The sequence below is a fragment of the Syntrophaceae bacterium genome (assembly GCA_013177825.1).
GTDB lineage: Bacteria > Desulfobacterota > Syntrophia > Syntrophales > PHBD01 > PHBD01.
This window is the reverse complement of record JABLXX010000001.1, coordinates 432,162-452,430: the sequence shown is the minus strand read 5'-3', so window position 1 is coordinate 452,430 and position 20,269 is coordinate 432,162. Positions and strand designations below refer to the sequence as shown.

The 20,269-nt window shown below is 61.1% G+C and carries 13 protein-coding genes; 2 read left to right on the top strand and 11 right to left on the bottom strand.

Going from position 1 to position 20,269, the window contains the following annotated elements:
• Positions 1-86 precede the first annotated feature (86 nt).
• Together HPY65_02025 and HPY65_02020 are read right to left on the bottom strand one after the other, a co-directional pair.
• Entirely contained in the window at positions 87-1,124 is a 1,038-nt protein-coding gene (locus HPY65_02025; GenBank protein ID NPU83237.1) for a nitronate monooxygenase, read from the bottom strand.
• Between the two features lie 415 nt (positions 1,125-1,539).
• A complete protein-coding gene (locus tag HPY65_02020) occupies positions 1,540-2,373 on the bottom strand; it encodes an acetoacetate decarboxylase family protein (GenBank protein ID NPU83236.1) in 834 nt (277 codons plus the stop codon).
• 409 nt (positions 2,374-2,782) lie between these two features.
• Here HPY65_02020 and HPY65_02015 point away from each other — a divergent pair, with 409 nt between their 5' ends.
• Positions 2,783-5,434, top strand: a complete 2,652-nt coding sequence (locus HPY65_02015; GenBank protein ID NPU83235.1) for a PAS domain S-box protein — start codon at positions 2,783-2,785, stop codon at positions 5,432-5,434.
• 71 nt (positions 5,435-5,505) lie between these two features.
• On the opposite strand, the gene HPY65_02010 is transcribed toward HPY65_02015, so the two are convergent.
• The 9 genes from HPY65_02010 to HPY65_01970 form a co-directional block, all read right to left on the bottom strand.
• Positions 5,506-6,846 (bottom strand): aminotransferase class III-fold pyridoxal phosphate-dependent enzyme, encoded by a 1,341-nt coding sequence (locus tag HPY65_02010; GenBank protein ID NPU83234.1) that lies wholly within the window; start codon positions 6,844-6,846, stop codon positions 5,506-5,508.
• 125 nt (positions 6,847-6,971) lie between these two features.
• Positions 6,972-8,453: a PLP-dependent aminotransferase family protein gene (locus HPY65_02005; GenBank protein ID NPU83233.1), complete on the bottom strand. Its 1,482-nt coding sequence runs from the start codon at positions 8,451-8,453 to the stop codon at positions 6,972-6,974.
• A gap of 224 nt (positions 8,454-8,677) precedes the next feature.
• Positions 8,678-8,920 (bottom strand): hypothetical protein, encoded by a 243-nt coding sequence (locus HPY65_02000; GenBank protein NPU83232.1) that lies wholly within the window; start codon positions 8,918-8,920, stop codon positions 8,678-8,680.
• Positions 8,921-8,929: 9 nt separating this feature from the next.
• Complete coding sequence (locus HPY65_01995) at positions 8,930-10,582, bottom strand: alpha-D-glucose phosphate-specific phosphoglucomutase (protein NPU83231.1); 1,653 nt, start codon at positions 10,580-10,582, stop codon at positions 8,930-8,932.
• 29 nt (positions 10,583-10,611) lie between these two features.
• Positions 10,612-12,054, bottom strand: a complete 1,443-nt coding sequence (gene pyk / locus HPY65_01990; GenBank protein NPU83230.1) for a pyruvate kinase — start codon at positions 12,052-12,054, stop codon at positions 10,612-10,614.
• Between the two features lie 258 nt (positions 12,055-12,312).
• Positions 12,313-12,501 (bottom strand): hypothetical protein, encoded by a 189-nt coding sequence (locus tag HPY65_01985; GenBank protein ID NPU83229.1) that lies wholly within the window; start codon positions 12,499-12,501, stop codon positions 12,313-12,315.
• A gap of 60 nt (positions 12,502-12,561) precedes the next feature.
• The gene (locus HPY65_01980) at positions 12,562-12,804 is read right to left on the bottom strand and encodes a hypothetical protein (GenBank protein NPU83228.1); all 243 of its coding nucleotides are present in this window, start codon (positions 12,802-12,804) and stop codon (positions 12,562-12,564) included.
• 180 nt (positions 12,805-12,984) lie between these two features.
• The gene (locus HPY65_01975; GenBank protein NPU83227.1) at positions 12,985-14,928 is read right to left on the bottom strand and encodes an alpha/beta fold hydrolase; all 1,944 of its coding nucleotides are present in this window, start codon (positions 14,926-14,928) and stop codon (positions 12,985-12,987) included.
• 26 nt (positions 14,929-14,954) lie between these two features.
• A complete protein-coding gene (locus HPY65_01970) occupies positions 14,955-16,346 on the bottom strand; it encodes a hypothetical protein (GenBank protein ID NPU83226.1) in 1,392 nt (463 codons plus the stop codon).
• Positions 16,347-16,691: 345 nt separating this feature from the next.
• Here HPY65_01970 and HPY65_01965 point away from each other — a divergent pair, with 345 nt between their 5' ends.
• A complete protein-coding gene (locus HPY65_01965) occupies positions 16,692-20,162 on the top strand; it encodes a PAS domain S-box protein (GenBank protein NPU83225.1) in 3,471 nt (1,156 codons plus the stop codon).
• Positions 20,163-20,269 lie beyond the last annotated feature (107 nt).

The window sequence follows — 20,269 nt, the reverse complement described above, 5'->3', positions numbered from 1 at the left end:
ACCAGGGAACCGTTTCCGGCCCGTACCCGCGCGGTTTCCCTGCTTGCAGCGCGAGGATGCCGCCGCCTTCCCTTTTTTCCGGGACGTCAGGACAACTGAACGGCAAACCGGTCGCGCACGGCGTTGGCTTCCTGAACCGTCCGCTCCATCAGGGCGGAGACCGTCGGGATGTCGTGCATCAGGCCGGTCACCTGCCCGACCGGGAGAATGCCCTTCACCATGTCGCCGTTCTCCGTCGCCAGCCGGAACGCCTTGCCGGCGTTCGCGAAGTAGGCCAGCTGCCGGGCATTCTTCCATCCCGACAGGAGAACGCCGATGAAGAGCTTGAAGAAGGGCAGGTGGAGCATCGTAGCGATCTCGCGGGCGTTGAAGAAGGCGGCCGGCAGGTCGAGTCCGCGACGGACGGCCTTGTGCGCCGTCTCCGTCTCCATGACCCGGCAGAAGAGGCCGTCGATGCGCTTCGAATAGAGCGTGTCGGAGACGCCCTTTTCCAGGGACAGCTTCTTGAAATTCTCGTGAAGCGGGCTTTCCTTCGTGGTCATGAAGCGCGTTCCCATGGCGATCCCATCCGCCCCCAGCGCCAGCGCGGCGGCGAGGCCCTTGCCGTCGGCGAACCCGCCCGCGGCGATGATCGGGATCTTGATCTTCTCGGCCAGGCTGGGAATGAGGATCATGGACGTGACGGCCTCCCCGTGGGCCGCGGCCTCGTAGCCCGTGGCGATCACCGCATCGACCCCGTATTCTTCGGCGCGCTTGGCGTGCTGCTCCTTGACGACGGTGGCGATCACCTTGCCGCCGTATTTGTGGGCCTCCCGGACCAGCCAGTCCCCTTTGCCCAGGGCGAAATTGATGACCGGGACCTTCTCCTCCAGGAGCACCTTGGCCGTTTCCATCGCCCCGGGAAACATCAGGGACGTGTTGGCCCCGAAGGGCTTGTCCGTCAGCTTCCGGATCTCCCGGATCGACTGCCTCGTCTGATCCTTGTCCAGCGGACCCGTCGCCAGGATGCCCAGTCCTCCGGCATTCGAGACCGCCGCCACCATCTTGGGCACGCTGATCCAGCTCATGCCTGACAGGATGATCGGATATTGAATACCAAGCAACTCCGTTATGCGTGTTTTCATGTTTACTCTCCAGTAATCATTAAGATAATTTTCGAATCCGGACGCTCTCGCAAATGCTCACTATGAACTATTACTTCATACTCTCAGACAGAGGAGGGCTTGTCAAGGGAAATTGACCGGGAGCGGCCCCGGACAATGGAGTGCGCCTCAAGGTCTTTCAGGTTGCTGAAAAAGCTTCTGAAGCGGGATGTTCGAAAATGTACAGGGAATGGAAAAAACAGGGAAAAGAGACAGATTCAAACTTTCGCCTTTGATTGGCGAAGATGAGGAAAACGCTGCCTCGCGGCTGATTATTTGAAAAAGAGGACTGACCGAAATCCGTCCCCTTTGTCCGGACGCCCGGCGGATTGCAGGCAGCCCGGGAAAGAGATTTTTTCAGCAGACAGCCCGCGGCCAACCGTCGGCGGCGTGCAGGCTACTCGAGAATGCGCTGGTCGCTGTAATCCTTGGCCCCGACGGTTTTCACAATGCTGGCGCCCAGCCATTCCCGGACTTCCAGCCCGTGGAAGACGTTTACGATGTTATAGAGCGTGGGCAGCTCCTCCCAGGTCGCCTCGTGAAAGGTGACCGACCCCTCCCCGATCCATCGCCCGGTTACGGTCTTGTTGGGATCTTCATACGGCGTCAGGGTGGCGTACGCGGCATCGGCGGTTCCCCAGTCGCCCGTGCGGGGCATGTACTTGTAATGAAGAACGCCCTCGGCAGCGGGATCGACAAGCGCAGCCGCCTCTTCGGGCGTGGGAACCTTCAGGTTGAAGACGCGCATGTCCATGAACCGAAAGCCCAGCCAGGAAGCGGTGCAATGGGTCGTTCCCGCGTATACGCTGGGCTCCGGCAGCTCGCAGTAGATCTTTGAGTAACCCAGTTCCTCCCGGCCGGTGATGATCGGATCGCAGAGGTTCTCCCAGAGCACCGTCAGGAATTCGCCCCGGACCGAGTCGTGTTTCCCCTGGAACACGGCGGGAAACGAAAGCCCCATGTGATTGTATCCGCGTCCCGCGAGCCAGGGAATTTCCTTCAGGTACGTGGCCCGCACGGAGACGGCGGGATCCGCCGCCAGCACGAAGCCTTCCGGAAGCAGGGCCTCCAGCTGCGCGGGATCGGTACGAAAACGAACGGTGATGACCGTGGCCTTGGGGCCGTCCTTGCCGAAGAGCGGGTGGCTCGATCCCCGCTGCCGGGGGCCCAGGCTGGGACCGAAAACGACGGGCATTCGGTAGAATTTCCCCGACTGCATCTTGAACGGCATCGCGATTCCTCCTTGAAAAGCATTCAGACGGAATTTCTCACGGACGGCAGCATAGGCCCGGTGTCCCGCCGCGTCAATGGGAATCGCGCCTCAAACCATTCATCCATGCCCACGTCCACACAACGGATCGCTCGGCATCTGTCCTCAATATCGGTTGCATTTCCCTCTCTATAAGCTAATATGCCGGACTTGGAATCAGGGAATCAACATCGAGTGCCGCCTGCTCGGGTTCCTTACTGTGCCGGGAGAGAAGATGAGCCGAGAAAGCCAGTTGCCGCTGTTTCCAGAAGCCGATCGTGAAAAAGAGAGCCTCACCCCCTCCGGAAGAACACCAGAAACCATCTCTCAAGACCCCCCCGCGAATGAAAGACAGTATCTGGAGAGATATCGCTCGATAACGGACAGGACCATGGAGGGTATTTTTATCCTGCAGGACGGAATCTTTGTCTTCGTGAATCGCAAAGTGTCCGATTACCTGGGCGTGCCGGTCGAGGGACTGGAAGGAACCCCTTTCTTCGACTACGTCTGGCAGGAAGACCGGGACGAGGTGATCGCAAATTACCGCGCGCGGATCAGAGGGGAGGAGGCCCCGAATACCTACGAGTTCCGTATCGTGAACCGGGAGGGAACGCTGATCTGGGTTTATCTGTCGGCGGTTCCCATGCCGTGGAACGGGAGCCCGGCCGTATTGTACCTGGTAACGGATATCACCGAGCGACGAGAAGCAGAAAACGACTTGCGGCACAGTGAAATGAAGTTCCGCGCCCTCGCGGAAAGCACGTCCGCCGGCATCTTTCTGATTCAGGGAACGAAAATGCAATATGTGAATCCGGCGCTCGTGGCGATCACCGGATACAGCGCAGATGAATTCGCCGGCATGAATTTCTGGGATATCGTCCATCCCGATTATCGCGAATTGGTAAAGACCAGGGGACTCAAGCGCCTGCAGGGGGAAGAACAGCCGCCGCGCTATGAAATCAAGATCATCGCCAAGGACGGCCGGGAGAAGTGGCTGGATCTTTCGACCGCCGTGAGCAAATTCTACAGCAAAAATACAACGATAGCATCAGCTTTCGATATCACCGAACAGAAACGGGCGGAGCAGTCCCTCCGGGAAAGCGAAGAGAAATACCGGACGCTGTCCAACAACATACCGGACATCATCTATTCCCTGGATCGCAACGGGAACGTGCTTGCAGTCAGCGATCACGCCGTCACCCGCTACGGCCACGAGGCGGAAACGATCGTGGGGATGCCCTTTTCCAGCATCATTCATCCGGAGGATCGGGAAAGGGTCGTCTTCGCATTCACGGATGCCATAACGAATCGGCGCGAGCATACGGGAGGCCTTCAATTCAGGGTGCTGCTGAAGGATGGTGAGTCCGTATGGGTGGAGTCGAATGCCCGCATGCGTTTCGACGAGCAGGGGAACTGCCTGGGGGAAGACGGGGTGCTGCGCAATATCACGGAACACAAGCGGGCACTGGAGTCGCTTCAGGAGTCCCGGCAGCAGTTGTTGGACATCATCAACTTCTTCCCCGACGCGACCGTGGTCGTTGACCGGGAAGGCAAGGTCATCGCCTGGAACCAGGCCGCGGAACTCATGACCGGAATCAGGAAGGAAGACATGCTCGGCAAAGGGGACCGGGAATACTCCATCCCCTTCTACGGGGACCGGAGACCCTCCCTGATCGATCTGGCGCTCCATCCGGATCCCGGGGAAGAAGCAAGATACACGACGATCCGGCGGAAGGGAGACACCCTCTTCGGGGAGGCCTACACGCCGAACCTCCCCCCCGGCGACCTCCACATGTCCGCCATGGCCTCCGTGCTCAGGAATTCCCGGGGAGAGATCGTCGGCGCCATCGAGTGCCTCCGCAACAATACGGAACGCAGACACATGGAAGAGCGCCTTGCCCGGGCCGAGAAAATGGAGGCCCTGGGCACGCTGGCCGGGGGCGTGGCCCACGATCTGAACAATGTCCTGGGGGTGCTGGTCGGATACTCGGAGCTGCTGGTCGAGAAGCTTCCCGAAGACAGTTCTTCCAGAAGGTATGCGGAAAACATCCTGACCTCCAGCATCAAGGGAGCAGCCATCATCCAGGACCTCCTGACACTGGCCAGGCGGGGGGTTGCCGTCTCCGAAGTGGTCGATCTGAACGGGGTGGTCAGAGAGTATCTCCAGACGCCGGAATTCGAGAAGCTGTTGTCCTTCCACCGGGGGGTGATCGTACGGCCCCAGCTTGGGGACGGCCTGCTGAACATCAAGGGCTCGCCGATCCACCTGGCGAAAACGGTCATGAACCTGGTGTCGAACGCCGCCGAGGCCATTTCCGGCCAGGGAGTCGTGGCGATCCGGACGGAAAACCGCTACCTGGACCGCCCCCTCAGCGGATACGACGACATGCAGGAAGGGGATTACGTCGTCCTGACGGTCTCCGACACCGGAAAAGGCATCCCCGCCAAGGACATCGACAAAATCTTCGAGCCCTTCTACTCGAAAAAGGTCATGGGGCGGAGTGGAACGGGCCTTGGGCTGGCCATTGTCTGGGGAACCGTCAAGGACCACGGCGGATACATCGACGTAAAGAGCAAGGAAGGAGTGGGGACAACTTTCACCCTCTACTTCCCCGTGACCCGCGACGAGCCTGCAAAAGCGGAAGGCGCCAGGCCGGTGGAATCCCTGGCGGGCAACGGCGAATCCATCCTGGTGGTGGACGACGTGAAGGAGCAGCGGGAGCTGGCGATCAGCATGCTGACCAAGCTCGGGTACCGGGTGGAAGCAGTCTCCAGCGGGGAAGAGGCGATTTCCTATATCGACCGCCGGAAGGCGGACCTCGTCGTGCTGGACATGATCATGGAGCCGGGGATCGACGGCCTCGAGACATACCGGAGAATCCGCGAGAACCATCCCCGGCAGAAGGCGATCATCGTCAGCGGCTTCTCGGAGACGGAGCGGGTCCGGGAGGCCCAGGAACTCGGCGCGGGGACCTTCGTCCGGAAGCCCTACATCATGGAGAAGATCGGCATCGCCGTCCGGCGGGAACTGGACCGGGAATAGGGGAGTCCCTTTCCCCGGGCAACTTCGAACGCTCGCATCTTGAAATCGCAAAAAGGGCGCGACGCCGTCGGTCAGGCGCAAAGACGCCCGGCAAGATCCGCGAGCGCCCCGTGGAGAGCGTCCACCAGTTCATCGACCTGGGGCCGCGTGATGATCAGCGGAGGCGCGATCAGCGCCATGTCTCCGTTTTTCCCCCGATTGCAGCCGCTGGACGGCAGGAGAACCATCCCCTTCCCCCGGGCGCACTCATAGAAGTCCATGTACAGATTCCGATCCGCCGGGAAAGGCTCCCTGCTCTCCTTGTCTCTCACCAGCTCCAGTCCCCACATCAGACCCATCCCCCGGACATCACCCACCAGGGCATGGGACCTCAGCTCGTCCAGGCGGTTTCCCAGATGAATGCCCATTTCCCGGGCGTGCTGTAGAAGCCGGTGTGCTTCCATGTAATCCAGCACCGCCATGCCCGCGGCCATGCCGACGGGGTGGGCCGAATGGCTCTGGCTCGCGGAATAAAGGCCGGACCCGGCGGAGATGGCATCGATGATCTCCGGGCGGACCAGGGCCCCGGCCAGGGGATAGTATCCGGCGCCCACGCCCTTGCCGAAAGCGATGATATGAGGCTCCCCGGGGAAATGGTCGCTGGCGAAAAACGAGCCTCCCGTCCTCCCGGCGCCGGTCATGACCTCGTCGGCAATGAAGAGGACGCCGTATCGGTCGCAGATTTCCCGGATCAATTGAAAATATCCGGCGGGCGCCGCCGCCGCGGCCAGGGCCGAACCCACCACCGGTTCGGCGATGAACGCGGAGACGGTCTCCGGGCCTTCCGTCAGGATGGCGGTTTCCAGGGCCCGGGCGCACTGGAGTTCGCAGGCATCCGGACGTTTGCCGAACCAGCAGCGATAGCAATAGGCCGGCGGGATATGGGGAGACTCCTTGAAATAGGGCAGAAAATCCTTGCGGCGGCCGGCTATGCCCGACCAGGCCAGGGCCCCGGCGGTGATGCCGTGGTAGCTCTGCCACCGGGAGATGATTTTATGCCGCTCCGTTTCGCCGGCCGAGAGATGGCGCGTCCGGGCCAGCTTCACGGCGGCCTCGACGGCTTCCGAACCGGAGTTGGCAAACAGGACCGCCCCCATGGGGTTGCGGGTGAGGCTGCAGTAGCGCTCCGCCAGGGCCTCGGCCGGGGGGCTGGAGAAGTGGACCCGGAAAACGTACGGCAGCGTCTCGCTCTGGACGGCCATGGCCCGGGCGATTTCGCCGGCTCCATGGCCGAGATTGGCCACCAGGGCTCCGCTGCATCCATCCAGATACCGGTTTCCATCGGCATCATAGAGGTAAATCCCCTCTCCGCGGACCGCCTGGAGAGAGGGCTGGTTCACGTTCACGTGAATCAGGCGGGGTCGATCGGACATGGTTTTGTCTCCTTTCCGTCGGCAAGGGAGCAAACGCATTGTGAATTCTCGCTTCCGCATGCGCTGTGAATCATGGATCGAATCCGGCTCCGGACATATTTCCGGGCGAGGCGCGTTCGGCGGTGTCACGGGATCTCCGACAGGGTCGCTCCCATTCTCCGGATGCCCTCCCTGATGGATGCCTCATCGGTGTGGGCGATGGAAACGCGCAGGTGCGCCCCCTCGGAAGGCCCAGGAAAGTGCGGCCGGCCGGGCGATACCGCGACGCCATTCCGGAACAGGAGGTCGACGACGGCGTCTTCGTCCCACCGGCCGGAGAGGAGTTGGAGCCAGATCGTATAACCGCCGGCCGGCTGGGTCCACCGGACCTGCTTCCGGTTCAGACAACTCTTCATGGCATCCAGGGCGGTCCGCATGCGCTTCCGGTACTCCCGGTGCACCCGCTTGATATGCAGGTCGTAATATCCCGCCCGGCAGAAACCGTGGACGGCGGCCTGGTCCAGGGCATTCCCCGAGATGGTCAATGCCCGCTGGATGGGCGCCAGCCGCTCGATGCAGGCTCCGTCCGCGGCGATCCAGCCGATGCGGAGCCCGGGAAAGAGACACTTGGAAAAGGTCCCCACGTAAATCACGACTCCCTGGCGGTCCATGGACTTGACGGGCAGGACGGCCTTTCCGAAGTATTTCAGCTCTTCCTCGAACCCGTCTTCGACGAGAGGCGTCCGGCAGGTCTCGCACAGACGCAGGAGCCTCTCGCGATGCCCCTGCTCCGTGGTGATGCCGGTGGGATTGTGGAAGTTGGGCATGGTGTAGATGAACGCGGGCCGCTCCCGGCGCAGGCGTTCCTCCAGGGCGTCGAGATCCATGCCGTCTTCCTTCATGGGCACGTCAACGATGCGGATGCCGCTCAAACGCAGCAGATCGATGACCCGGGAATAGGTGGGGCTCTCCACGATGACGGAATCGCCGGGGCCGGCCAGCATCCTCAGGAGAAGCTCCAGGGCATTCTGGGCGCCCGAGGCAATCATGATCTCCCCGGCGGAGACAGAGATGCCGTGCTCGCGCATCCGCCCGGCGATGAAGGTCCGCAAGGGTTCGTACCCCAGCGGGTTTCCATATTGAAGAAGCTCCGGGCCCCGGCGGCACAGAACGTCATTCATGCATTTCCTGAACAGCTCCGAAGGGATCAGCCGGCTGTCCGGCGAGAGGGGCATGAAATCGATCACGTCCGGGGCCGCCGCTCTCTTCAACCGCACCCCGTCCTCGAGGAAGGATGCCCGGAGGCTCCGGGCGTTGGGCGAAATCCTTTCCTCCCAGTCGATCAGGCGGCTCCCGGCGCGCTCCTGCCCCTTGGCAATGCGGGTCCGGCTTCGGATCGTCGTGTAGGAACCCGGCCTGCTCTCCACGTAACCCAGGGCCCAGAGCTCCTGATAGGCCCGGTAGACCGTGGACCGGTCCACGGAGAGCATGTCCGCCATGGAGCGCGTCGACGGCAGCCGCGTGCCCGGCTGGACGGCGGCGGAATCGGCCAGGGCGGCGAGCCGGTCCACGATCTGCCGGAAGATGGGGGTATCAGACTTACGGTCGATTTGAATCAGGATGCTCATGACGGGCTCCGGGTATTTTTTGACGACGTCTGCAGATTAAAAAAGAAATCGGCTGCTTTCAAGAACCGATTATCATAAAAAATGAGCCAGCCGATTATAAAGCGACCCGGTTTTTGGATAACGTAAACATATCGTTCGCTTCTTATTCTTGCAGCGCAGGCAACGGAGAAGAGCGGGATTGCGAAGATTGAGGGGTTCGTTTTGTGAAGGGCGTTATGATTTTTTCAATCAATGCGCCCGTCTTTGGAAAATGCGAAGCGGCGGCTGCCAAAGGACGTGCTGACGGAGACCTTCCCTTCTATCTTGTAAGGCAGATCACGACGGAGGATATGAATGATGATCAGGACTGCGGAAAAGGCTGCGCCAAGATCCCGGAAGACCTCGCAGGTGACTCGCCATTCGCCGTCCCACCCTGGCGCAAGTTGCCGACCGGCCTGTGCGGCACCCGGGAAAACCGCCGGGGTCATCGGCTCTCCCTACAGCCCCGCCGCCGCAAATGCACCGTTGACGATCGTAACCGCGTCTTTCTCGATCATCCGCAGATGGTCTTCGCTCAGGAAGCTCTCCGCATAGACCTTGTAGATGTCTTCCGTGCCGGACGGGCGGGCGGCAAACCATCCCTGGGTGGTAATCACTTTGACCCCCCCGATTTCGGCGCTGTTGCCGGACGCCCGGGTTGCGGAGACAAGGATGGGCTTTCCGGCGAGCTCCCCGGCGGTGATCATCTCCGGTGAAAGCCGTGCGAGCACAGCCTTCTGCTCCGGTGTGGCCGGGGAGTCAAGGCGTTCATAGAAACACCTGCCGAATCGCTCCTCGAGATCGTGGTAGAGCACGGCCGGATCCTGGCCGGTCTTTGCGGTAAGCTCGCAGGCGAGAAGATCCATGATGATGCCGTCCTTGTCCGTCGTCCACACCGTGCCGTCCCTGCGGAGGAAGGATGCCCCCGCGCTCTCCTCGCCGCCGAAGCCGCAGGAGCCGTCGAGGAGCACGTCCACGAACCATTTGAAGCCTACGGGGACCTCGTAGAGGTGCCTCCCGAGGTCCAAGGCTATGCGGTCCAGCATGGATGTGGAGACCAGCGTCTTTCCCACTGCGGCATCCTTTCTCCACCCCGGACGGTTCCTGAAGAGATAATGAACCGCGGCGGAGAGGTAATGGTTGGGATTCATGAGTCCCTCACCGCGCGTGACGATGCCGTGGCGGTCGACGTCCGTATCGTTCCCGAAGGCGATGTCGAAACGGTCTTTCAATCGGATCAGGCTTTCCATGGCATACGGAGAGGAGCAGTCCATCCTGATCCTGCCGTCCCTGTCGACGGTCATGAAAGAAAACGTCGGATCGACGACCCGGTTCACCACCTCAAGGTCAAGTCCGTAACAGTCGGCGATGGGATCCCAGAAGTCCACTGCCGCCCCGCCGAGAGGATCGACGCCGATTTTGAGACCTGCTTTGGCAATCGCTTCCATGTCGATGACATTCTTCAGATCCTCCACATAGGGCGCCACATAATCATGCTCATGGACCGACCCCGATGTAAGCGCCCGCTCGAAGGGGATCCGCCGGATGTCTGTGAGTCCCTTCTCCAACAGGGCGTTTGCCCTTGCCTCGATGCTCCTGGTCGTCTTTGTGTCCGCCGGTCCGCCTTCGGGGGGATTGTACTTGAATCCGCCATCCTCGGGCGGGTTATGAGAAGGGGTGATGACCACGCCGTCCGCGAATCCGCTTTTCCTGCCCCGGTTGTACGTCAGGATTGCATGCGAGATGACCGGGGTGGGGGTGTAGCGGAGCCCCCGCTGGACCATCACCGCAATCCCCTGGGCGGCAAAGACCTCGACTGCGGTGGCCAACGCCGCTTCGGAGAGGGCATGAGTATCCATGCCCATAAACAGCGGACCACCAATTTCTCTCGACTTGCGGTATTCGATGATGCCCTGGCAGATGGCCAGGATGTGCCGTTCGTTGAAGCTGTTTTTCAGCGAGGAGCCCCGGTGGCCCGAGGTTCCGAACGCGACCCGCTGATCGGGATCGGACGCATCCGGCGTATGGGTGTAGTAGGCGGAGACCAGCCTCGGAATGTTCGCCAGGATCGATCGCGGCGCCGGCTTGCCTGCAAGCTCGTGGAGACTCATCTTTATCTCTCTCCCTTTTTGTGCATCGATTATTCCTTGTTCCCTTCACGGTTAAGCCGGATGATCTCCATACGGTGGTTTGCCCCCGGATGCGCTCGGGAAGGCCCTTCCGTCAAGATCGCGAAATTACCTTCCAGCGCATGGTGTGATAACCAGTCCTTCACGTATGCATTCCAGTTTTGAGGGTGATCGGGTTCATATACCGGATAGACCCCGCTGCTGAAGAGCAGCCGCTGACATGTCTCCTCGCTGGAGCTCACCGCCACGATCCACACCGGGGGCTTGAAGCGAGCGATGGAGCGAGCCATAAGCCCGCTGCGGGTTGGAACGAATATGGCTGCAGGGGATATGCGCTCCAGGGCCGTCTCGACATTTAACGCGATTACATCCGTGATCGTGGCGGAGCCCTTCTTATCGCCATTCCGGAGGGCCTCCATAAGATCGTGTCGCACGCGGTATGGCTCTGCCGCTGCGGCAATCTTTGCCAGCATGGCCACAGCCTCCACAGGATAGCTTCCCAGGGCCGATTCTGCCGATAGCATGACGCAGTCCGTTCCGTCGAGCACCGCATTGGCCACGTCAGTCGACTCCGCCCGGGTAGGACGCCGGTTATCCGTCATGGACTCCAGCATCTGCGTGGCGGTGATAACCGGTTTCCCGAGACTGTTCGCCCGATTGATAAGCCGCTTCTGGACCAGGGCGATCTTCTCAATCGGTATCTCCACCCCGAGGTCGCCGCGGGCGACCATGATGCCGTCCGCTGCCTCAAGAATGCCGTCTATGTGTTCCAAGGCCTGCGAGCGTTCTATTTTTGCGATGATGTACGGGTGGTACCCCATCGCTGCCGCGGCCTCCCGTACGGCGATGATATCCGCAGCGCTCTCGACAAAGGACTGGCTGACCGCGTCCACCCCCCGTGCGGATGCAAATTCCAGCCATTCGCGATCGCGCTGGGTGAAGGCTCGGATCCCAAGGTCTATGCCGGGCAGGTTGAGACCTTTGTGGGAGCGCAATTCCCCCCCGATGACGACTCGGCAGAGGACCTCCTCTCCTTCTATTTTCAGGGTTAACAGCTGGATAATACCGTCATTTAAGAACAGGGTATCGCCGGGCTTGAGCACCTGGGGGAGACTCCTGAGGCTTACCGAGACGCGTTCAGCGTCTCCGACAATATCGCGGGTGGTCAGGGTGAAGGGGAACCCCGGCTGCAATTCGACAGGTTCATGAGCCAGCCGGCCGATCCTGATCTTCGGGCCGGGCAGGTCCGCCATGACTGCGATTCGTCGTCCCGTTGAGCGGGCGGCTGTGCGGAGGGTGTTGATCACCTGCGTATGGCTGTCGGGATCACCGTATGCGAAATTGAGCCGGGCAACATTCATCCCTGCGTTGATCATCCCTTCCATGATCTCTCGCGATTCCGACGCCGGTCCGATGGTGGCGACAATTTTTGTCTTCTGGCCGGCAAGCTTCATAACGGGCTTTCTCCTTTCCGGGCGATGGCCGACCGCAATTCGCGGCATATTCCCGCTCACGCCCTTGCAGTCCTGAACAGCATCCATGCCGGCGGCCTTGATCGTTCGTTCCGGCCGCGGAGACAACGGGAAAGAGCGGGACAAAGCGGGGACAGATCCGCTTCCGGAAAGACAAAAGGGGGCAAGCCCTTCCCGGCCGCCCCCTTTTATCGCGGCTTCAGGTTTTGCCTGAAGTCATGATCACTCTTCATTCACCGATCAAAAATGAAAATATGTCGGCTCATCATAGTCATGGAGTTCGTCATACAGCCTTTTCGCTTTTTCCTTTATGGAGGCAAGAATCAGCGGGGTCTCGCCCGAGATGGCAGCCGGGGTTTCCCTGTCCGCCATGGCATAACCCGTCATACTGAAATTCATCGCATCCGGAGCGACCATTCCCTTTATCATCCCGAAACCTCCTTATATGGTTGCCGGCATTCTTATTTGTTCATCCTGTATTATCGGCATTTATTTAAAAAGATTGAGCTGGCCATCATTTTTCACAGGGATGGACTCAACCTTGTTTGCATAGTCACATATCTCAGCGAACTCACCCTGTTGATACAAAAGCCTTCGGTCCCGAAACCGGTGGCCGGATGGAATCTTCCGGTCATGCCGCCAGCGCCAGAACGTCTGCCGCGATATCTGCAGTTCTTTGATGATATCCGCGGCCGCGTAATAAACAACGTCGTTCAGGATGATCTCTTTCATGAAGTGTATCGCAATGCACCACCACGTAACATTGCGTTACAAAATAGCACGGCATATCACGTTGTCAAGAAAAAGCTGTGGAGGTTCAACAAGGTGTATCGATATCCATTCGACATGAAAGGACCCGCACCCGGGGATTGCGGCGCGGCAGGAAGGGAAGCCGGACCGGTTTTGATCCGGTCAATCCAGAGGGGAAAGGGCTATTTTCAGGGGGGCGTGAATGATCTTCGGATCGACGGTGACGGCCTGAACGAACGGCCGGAATCCCTGTGCTTCGATCCTGAGCTCGTATCGGCCCTTGGGCAGATCGAAGAAAATGAAAAAATCTTTCCAGAAGAAATCCCGGTTGTCCATGACGCTCCGAATGGCCTCACCCCTGGTCGCGGGGCGGGGAACGATCTTCCGCTGCGCGCCGCCGCCGGTCAGGGAGATGGAAGTAATCCGGCTGTTCGCCACATACGGCATAAATCCCCAGTACCGGTCGTCTTTCTTAAGCCCCGTCGTAATCCGGCCGCCCACCATTCCCTGCGGTTCGAGCGACAGGGAGACCTGCGCCGTCCCGCCCGGGGCAACGTCCGCCTTCACGCCGGCGGGGCTTACCCTGTATCCCCACGCCAGGAGACCCACGTCGTAGGCTCCCGCCCGGATCGGCCCCATCTCCTGGTCCGCCTTCAGGGGATCGGGAGACAGGGTGAACTCGGCCCTGCTCGTGTCCGCGGGGATGAACATCAGCCACATCCAGAGCGGGGGGGCGTCGCTCGCCTCCCCGACGGCATAGCGGAACCGGACCTTGCCCTTTCGATTCGCCCGCCCGGGATCCGCATCCCGCTTCTCGACGCCTTCGAGGATCGCCTTGTACTGGGCCATAACAGCCGCACTGTTCAGGATGCCGACATGGTCCTCGTTGAAGCCGAACACCTTGATCGCTTCCGACTGGGCCCGCGGGTCGAGCATGCTCTCCAGCGTCACCGTGTTATCGTTGTTGGGGCGCAGCGGGTTCCGGCTGCCCCGGTGTCCGAAAAAGAGATAATCCGGGATCGTGGGCGGCATCTTCCGGGAAAAGGAAAGCCGGATGAATTCGCTGTTCGGCACCATGTCCTTCCAGCTCGGGATGACGGCGGGCGACTGGGAGACGCCTGTTTCGGCCAGCTCCTCGCCTCCGAAGGGCGTAGAGATGGAGACGAACAGCAGCTTCATGTCGGGTTTGCCGATCTCCCCGTGCGCCAGCGCGAACCGGGCGACATGCCCGCCCATGCTGTGGGCCGTGATGTAGAGCCTCTCGAACCCGTATTTCCGATGGAGGTGATGGATCTTGACGGCCATCAGCTCGGACATGCCCTTCAGGCGGGCCCCCGAGGGATAGGAATAGATCCACGGCTGATAGCGGGAACGGTCGAGGTGGTCGATGAAGTATCGCCAGTCCTGGGGCGATCCTGCCGCCCCGTGGACCAGGAGAATGGGAATCTTCCGCGGATCGTAGGGCTCCAGGAAATAGATGTTGGCGCCGTGCTCCCGGAAGAATTCCAGGGGGGACCAGAATCCCCGGACGCCCTCTTCAGCGGAGAAGGCGGGATCGTTCAGGTCGATGGGCGCCCCCGCCTGCGTGCTGTGCCGCCCGAAACCGCCCGCGGCGCTTCGGGCCAGGATGTCGGCGGGCACCTGGCGGCGAATCTCCGGGTCCCTGGAGAGAACGACGGCCATGTCCGGCACGAGCCCGCCGGCCGGCGCGTCGATGGACAGGCCGGGGCCGTCGCCCAGGACAATCCCCGCCAGTTCTCCCGGATCGAGCTTGCGGTTCCGGTCGGCGTCCTCGAAGGCAAAGACATGGTATCTGCCTTTCCGCACCAGGAGTTCATAGGGACCCGGCTCGTGGAGCATCGCGTAATGGGCGATTTCAACCCTGCCGTCAACCTTCTCGAAGGCGACGACGAGGATGGGTCTTTTCACGGCCTCGCCGGCGTAGACCTCTCCCGTGATCAGGCAGGAATCCTGGGAAAAGGTGTTGTCTTTCCGGAGGGTGAAGAGGGCGCAGCCGTTCAGCACGGCCACCGCCATAAGCAGCAGCGATAAAAGCCGCAGCGGGTTCATCCCGGCGCTTCTTCCCGCTCCTTCCGTGCGCTGCACGCACCCGCCCTCTCCCGCTCTTCGCATCACGCCCCCGATTTGCCCTGTTCGCTGCGGAGCGCCTTCTGCAGCGGCTTGATCATCTCGCCCTTGATGCGCTTCCTGAATTCTTTCCGGAACGCCGGGATTTTCAACAGGGCGCCCATCACGAAGTTGGCGCCCTGCATTTTCAGGTCCTTTTGGGGAAAATCGTAGAGACCATGCGAGGCGTAGAAACGGTGGTCGGCCTGGAAGACGAACCGCAGGCGCCCCCAGATTTCATCCCGGAACAGCTTTATGCCGGCGACGCCGAGGAAGCCCGGCGGCTTTACATACCCCTCGCGGGCGAATCGCACCGACCGCTCCGCCAGCGCCTGCAGGCCGGCGTCGATCTCCTCCGCGCTTTCGCTCTCATCCGTCACCATGCCCGCCAGGTTGGCCTGCTGCCACTCGGCATAGCCCTCGAAGATCTGGCGGAAACTCTGAAGGTGGCGAAGGGGGCCGGAGAAGATGAAGCCCAGCTGCTTGCCCCACAGGGTGGGAATATGCGTGTTGAAGAAGACGCGGTCGAAATAGCATTTCCAGGTCGAAGACAGGTAACGGTCCCGGATCGCCCCGGCGATGACGACGATGTCCGCGCCCCCGACCCGGTCCCGGTAGAAGTCGCCGAAGCCGTCCTTCCCGGCATAGACGCACGTGTTGTCATAGCCGCACTCGCAGCAGCCCAGGCATCCCCCCTTGATGTCCACCTCGTGCAGGTTGACCACTTCCACCGGCCCGGAGAAGGACTGCCGGAAGCGCTCGATCATCCCGAGCAGGTTGTTCTGCCCGGGAACGGCATCCGTCAGGACCAGGACCCTCTTCCCTTCCGCGGAGACCTGCTCCCTCGCAGGGCCGGGCTCGTAAACGAAATCGGAAGCCGGAAGGGGGGAGAAGAGCCGGTCCACGGGATCCCGCCTCTCCACGGTGCGGAACACATGGTCCGCAAACAGGGAGATCCTGCGCCGGTTTTCAGGCTTCACCAGTTCATACATGTCGGCGGAGTAGCCGCCGATGTGGCGCATCCCCAAGTCTTCACTGACGCCCTGGATGTACTGATGGGCGGTGTGGTCGAAAAAATGGACCGACGTCGTGAGGGCGGCGCTGTACTTGCCCGCCAATTCCGCCCTCCGCTCGAACAGAAGCTCGATGAACCGCTTGTACTGCGAGGGAACGAGGCAGACATACACGGGAAACGCCCAGAGGATCAGGTCGGACGCAGCCATTTCGGCCGCGACGGCCTGAAAGCGGTCTTCCTTTTTCTCGATGGCCCGGATCTGCTGGGCGATGTTGATGATTTGCAGCTCGTGCCCGGGGAATTTTCCGGCGATGTAGTGCACGTACTGCATGGTGACGCTGACGTCACCCTTGGGACTGCCGTTCAACACCGTGACGCGCATGACCGCCTCCCCGATCCGTCTCAATCCGGGCGCTTCACCCGTTTTCGTCCGTCCGGCCGATCGACCGTCCGCACGATGATGTGACGTTTTTTACATCGGATGTAAAGTTTTTTCGGACGGACCCGGCCGGCCGCGGGTGCAGCCGGGGCGGCGGACCATTGTGCGCCGGATCCCGGGCGACTTCCCGAAGCGCCGTTCTCCTCCATGAATCCGGATGTCCCGCGTTTCTTCTGGAAATGATGGAAATGATATGGCACCGTTCAGTCAATGGACACAGTGAGGGCCCGCGGGCCTCAAGGGGCTTTTCACGAATCGGGCCAATCGCCGCTGAACAAGGAGTTCGCCATGCCGCAGAAAAAACACGTCCGGCCTACGGACCGCAGCTATCGGGATTTTTTCCATAACGCCCCCATCGGAATCTTCATCACCACGCCGGGCGGCCGGTTTCTCGACGCGAATCCGGACCTGGCCCGGATGCTGGGTTACAAGACACCGGAGGAGCTGATGGATTCCGTGACGGACATCGGGGCCCAGCTCTATGCCGACCCGGAGGTCAGGAACAGGGTCAAACACCTCCTCCTGAAGCACGGAGAAGTCCTGAATTTCGAGTGCCGCATCGTCCGCAGGGACGGGACCGTTTTCTGGGTATCCTACTGCGTCCGGGCCGTGCGGGACGACGAAGGGCGGATTCTGCATTTCCAGGGATTCCTCATCGACATCTCGGAACGCAAGCGGGCGGAGGAAGCGCTCAGCGAGAGTGAAAACAGATACCGTCACATCACGGAAAACATGAGGGATATCGTGACCGAAACGGACGCCGGAGGGATCATTCTATACACCAGCCCTTCCCACCGGACCCTGCTGGGAGACAGTCCGGAAGAAGTCATCGGCCGGTCCTCCTTCGATCGCATCCATCCCGAAGACCGCGGACGGGTCGCGGCCGAATACATGGATGGCATTCGCACAAAAAGGGACCGCGATGCGGAGTATCGTTATCGGCACGCCGACGGTCACTACGTATGGCTCCGCTCGTCGGGCCGCACCTTTTACGATGCCTCGGGGAATCTCACGGGCATCATCATCAATTCGCACGACATCACGGAGCGCAAGCGGGCAGAGGAGGAGTTGCGGGAAAGCGAGGAGCGCTACCGAAGCATTTACGAGAACGCCATCGAGGGCATCTACCAGAGCACTCCCGAAGGTCGCTACATCAGCGTCAACCCGGCCATGGCGCGCCTATGCGGATATGCCTCGCCGGAGGAGATGGTCGCGACCGTGACCGACATTGAAACGCAGTATTACGCCGATTCCGAAGATCGCCGCCGATACAAAAGGCTTCTCGATGAACAGGGGAAAATCGACCATTTCGAATACCCGGTGCGGCGCAAGGACGGAAGCACGCTCTGGGTATCCGCCAACGCCAGAACGGTGTGCAATGCTAACGGCGACATTGTCCATTACGAGGGAAGGGTTCAGGACATCACCGAGCGCAAGCAGATGGAGACGGAGAGAGCTTTCCGGAACGCCCTTCTGTCCGCCCAGCAGGAAGCGTCCATTGACGGCATCCTGGCCGTGGACAGCAAGGGGAAGATCATTCTGCACAACAAGCGCTTTACGGAAATATGGAAGGTTCCTCCCGACGTCGTTGCCACGCAATCCGATGAATTGTTGCTGCAATCGGTCCGGCAGTGGCTTGTCGATCCGGAGGCCTTTCTGGAAAAGGTGAAGTACCTCTACGATCATCAGCAGGAATCCAGCCGGGATGAAATTCCGCTGAACGACGGAAGGATCATCGAACGCTACTCCTCACCCCTGATGGGGGCCGACAACCAGTATTTCGGCCGGGTGTGGTTCTTCCGCGACATCACCGAGCGCAAACGGGCGGAACAAGAGCTGCGGGAGAGCGAACGGCAGCTGGCCACCCTCATGAGCAACCTGCCGGGCATGGCCTATCGCTGCCAAAACGACCCGAACTGGACCATGGTATTCATCAGCGACGGTGCGCAGGCATTGACCGGCTATCCCGCCGCCGACCTGCTGGAAAACAGAACGGTGTCGTATTCCGACCTGGTTCACCCCGAGGACCGGGAAGCCATCTGGAGTCATGTTCAGTCCTCCCTGGAACGGCGGCAGCCGTTCGTGCTGAATTACCGACTGCAAAGGGCAACCGGTGAGGAGCGTTGGGTCTGGGAGCAGGGACGGGGCGTCTTTGACGCCCAGGATCGCCTGCTCTACCTGGAAGGCCTGGTCCTGGACGTCACCGACCGCAAGCAGGCGGAGGAGGCGTTGCGGGAGAGTGAAACGCGCTACAGCACCTTCATCAGCAGCACGTCGGACTTTGTCTTCCTGAAGGACGACCGGTTCCGGCACATCGTGGCAAACAAAGCGCTGGCCGACTTTTACGGGCGGCCGCCCGAGGAAGTCATCGGCCTGTCCGATTTCGACCTGATGCCCGAAGAGGCGGCGCGAAGCTGCCGTGCCTCGGACCGGGAGGCCGTCATCATGGGCTCCGTCGTCAGTACGGAGGAGGCCGTCGGGGAGCGCGTATTCGAGACAACCAAGTTTCACGTGCCGCTGCAGAGCGGCAAAACCGGAGTCGGCGGTTTCATCCGCGACATCACCGAGCGCAAGCGGGCCGTGGAAGAGCGCCGTGAACTGGAGGAGCAGTTGCGGAGAGCGGAGAAGATGGAGGCGCTCGGGCTTCTGGCGGGCGGCGTCGCGCATGACCTCAACAACATCCTCGGCGTCATGGTCGGCTATTCGGAGCTGCTGGCGGAAAAGCTGCCCGAAGGCAGTCCCACAAGGCGGCATGCGGACAACATCCTTCAAGCCAGCATCCGGGGAGCGGCGATCATCCAGGACCTCCTGACCCTGGCCCGGAGGGGCGTCAGCGTTTCGGACGTGGTCGATCTGGGCGGGATCATCTCCGATTACCTCGGAACGCAGGAGTTCAAAGAACTGAGAGATCACCACCCGCAGGTCGCCTTCACGGCGGAGCTCACGGACGGTCTTTTGAACATCAAGGGATCACCCATCCACCTGGTCAAGACCGTCATGAATCTCGTGTCCAACGCCTTCGAGTCCATCGCCGGCCGGGGGAAGGTTGCGCTCCGAACCGAAAACCGCTACCTGGACCAGCCCATCCGGGGGTACGACGACGTTCAGGAGGGGGACTACGTCGTCCTGACGGTTTCCGACACGGGCGGCGGGATCTCCGCGGAGGATCTGGGCAAAATCTTCGAGCCCTTCTACACGAAGAAAGTGATGGGACGAAGCGGGACCGGCCTGGGACTGGCCGTCGTCTGGGGAACCGTCAAGGACCACAGCGGCTACATCGACGTGCAGAGCACCGAGGGCGAGGGAAGCACCTTCACGCTCTATTTCCCCGTCACGAGAGAAAAGAGCGACAGGGATGACAGCGCCGTCTCCCCCGTTTCCTGCCAGGGCGGGGGGGAGTCCATCCTGGTGGTGGACGACGTGAAGGAGCAGCGCGAACTGGCCATCAGCATGCTGGAAAGGCTGGGGTATCAGGTCGAGGCCGTCACCGGCGGGGAGGCGGCGGTTGCCTTCCTTCGAAGCCGGAAGGTGGACCTGGTGGTGCTGGACATGATCATGGATCCGGGGATCGACGGCATGGAGACGTACCGCAGGATTCTCGAAATCCACCCCCGGCAGAAGGCGATCCTCGCCAGCGGCTATTCGGAAACGGACCGGGTCCGGCAAACCCTGGAAATGGGCGCCGGCGCATTCGTCCAGAAGCCCTACATCCTCGAGAAGATCGGTCTCGCGGTCCGGACGGAGCTGGACCGGAAGTAGCCGACGGCGCGTGCGCCGATGCGATCCGCCTTCACGGATGCCGCAATGCGCCCGGATCGCCCCGGCCAATAAAAAAAGGCAGAGCCAAACTGGCCCTGCCTTTCGCT

Coding starts and splice junctions, on each gene's coding strand:
- HPY65_01970 (NPU83226.1), bottom strand. CDS start 16,346: ATGCGCGTCACGGTGTTGAACGGCAGTCCCAAGGGTGACGTCAGCGTC.
- HPY65_01985 (NPU83229.1), bottom strand. CDS start 12,501: ATGATAAAGGGAATGGTCGCTCCGGATGCGATGAATTTCAGTATGACG.
- HPY65_02010 (NPU83234.1), bottom strand. CDS start 6,846: ATGTCCGATCGACCCCGCCTGATTCACGTGAACGTGAACCAGCCCTCT.
- HPY65_01965 (NPU83225.1), top strand. CDS start 16,692: ATGCCGCAGAAAAAACACGTCCGGCCTACGGACCGCAGCTATCGGGAT.
- HPY65_02020 (NPU83236.1), bottom strand. CDS start 2,373: ATGCCGTTCAAGATGCAGTCGGGGAAATTCTACCGAATGCCCGTCGTT.
- HPY65_02000 (NPU83232.1), bottom strand. CDS start 8,920: ATGACCCCGGCGGTTTTCCCGGGTGCCGCACAGGCCGGTCGGCAACTT.
- HPY65_02005 (NPU83233.1), bottom strand. CDS start 8,453: ATGAGCATCCTGATTCAAATCGACCGTAAGTCTGATACCCCCATCTTC.
- HPY65_01995 (NPU83231.1), bottom strand. CDS start 10,582: ATGAGTCTCCACGAGCTTGCAGGCAAGCCGGCGCCGCGATCGATCCTG.
- HPY65_02025 (NPU83237.1), bottom strand. CDS start 1,124: ATGAAAACACGCATAACGGAGTTGCTTGGTATTCAATATCCGATCATC.
- pyk (NPU83230.1), bottom strand. CDS start 12,054: ATGAAGCTTGCCGGCCAGAAGACAAAAATTGTCGCCACCATCGGACCG.
- HPY65_02015 (NPU83235.1), top strand. CDS start 2,783: ATGGAGGGTATTTTTATCCTGCAGGACGGAATCTTTGTCTTCGTGAAT.
- HPY65_01980 (NPU83228.1), bottom strand. CDS start 12,804: ATGAAAGAGATCATCCTGAACGACGTTGTTTATTACGCGGCCGCGGAT.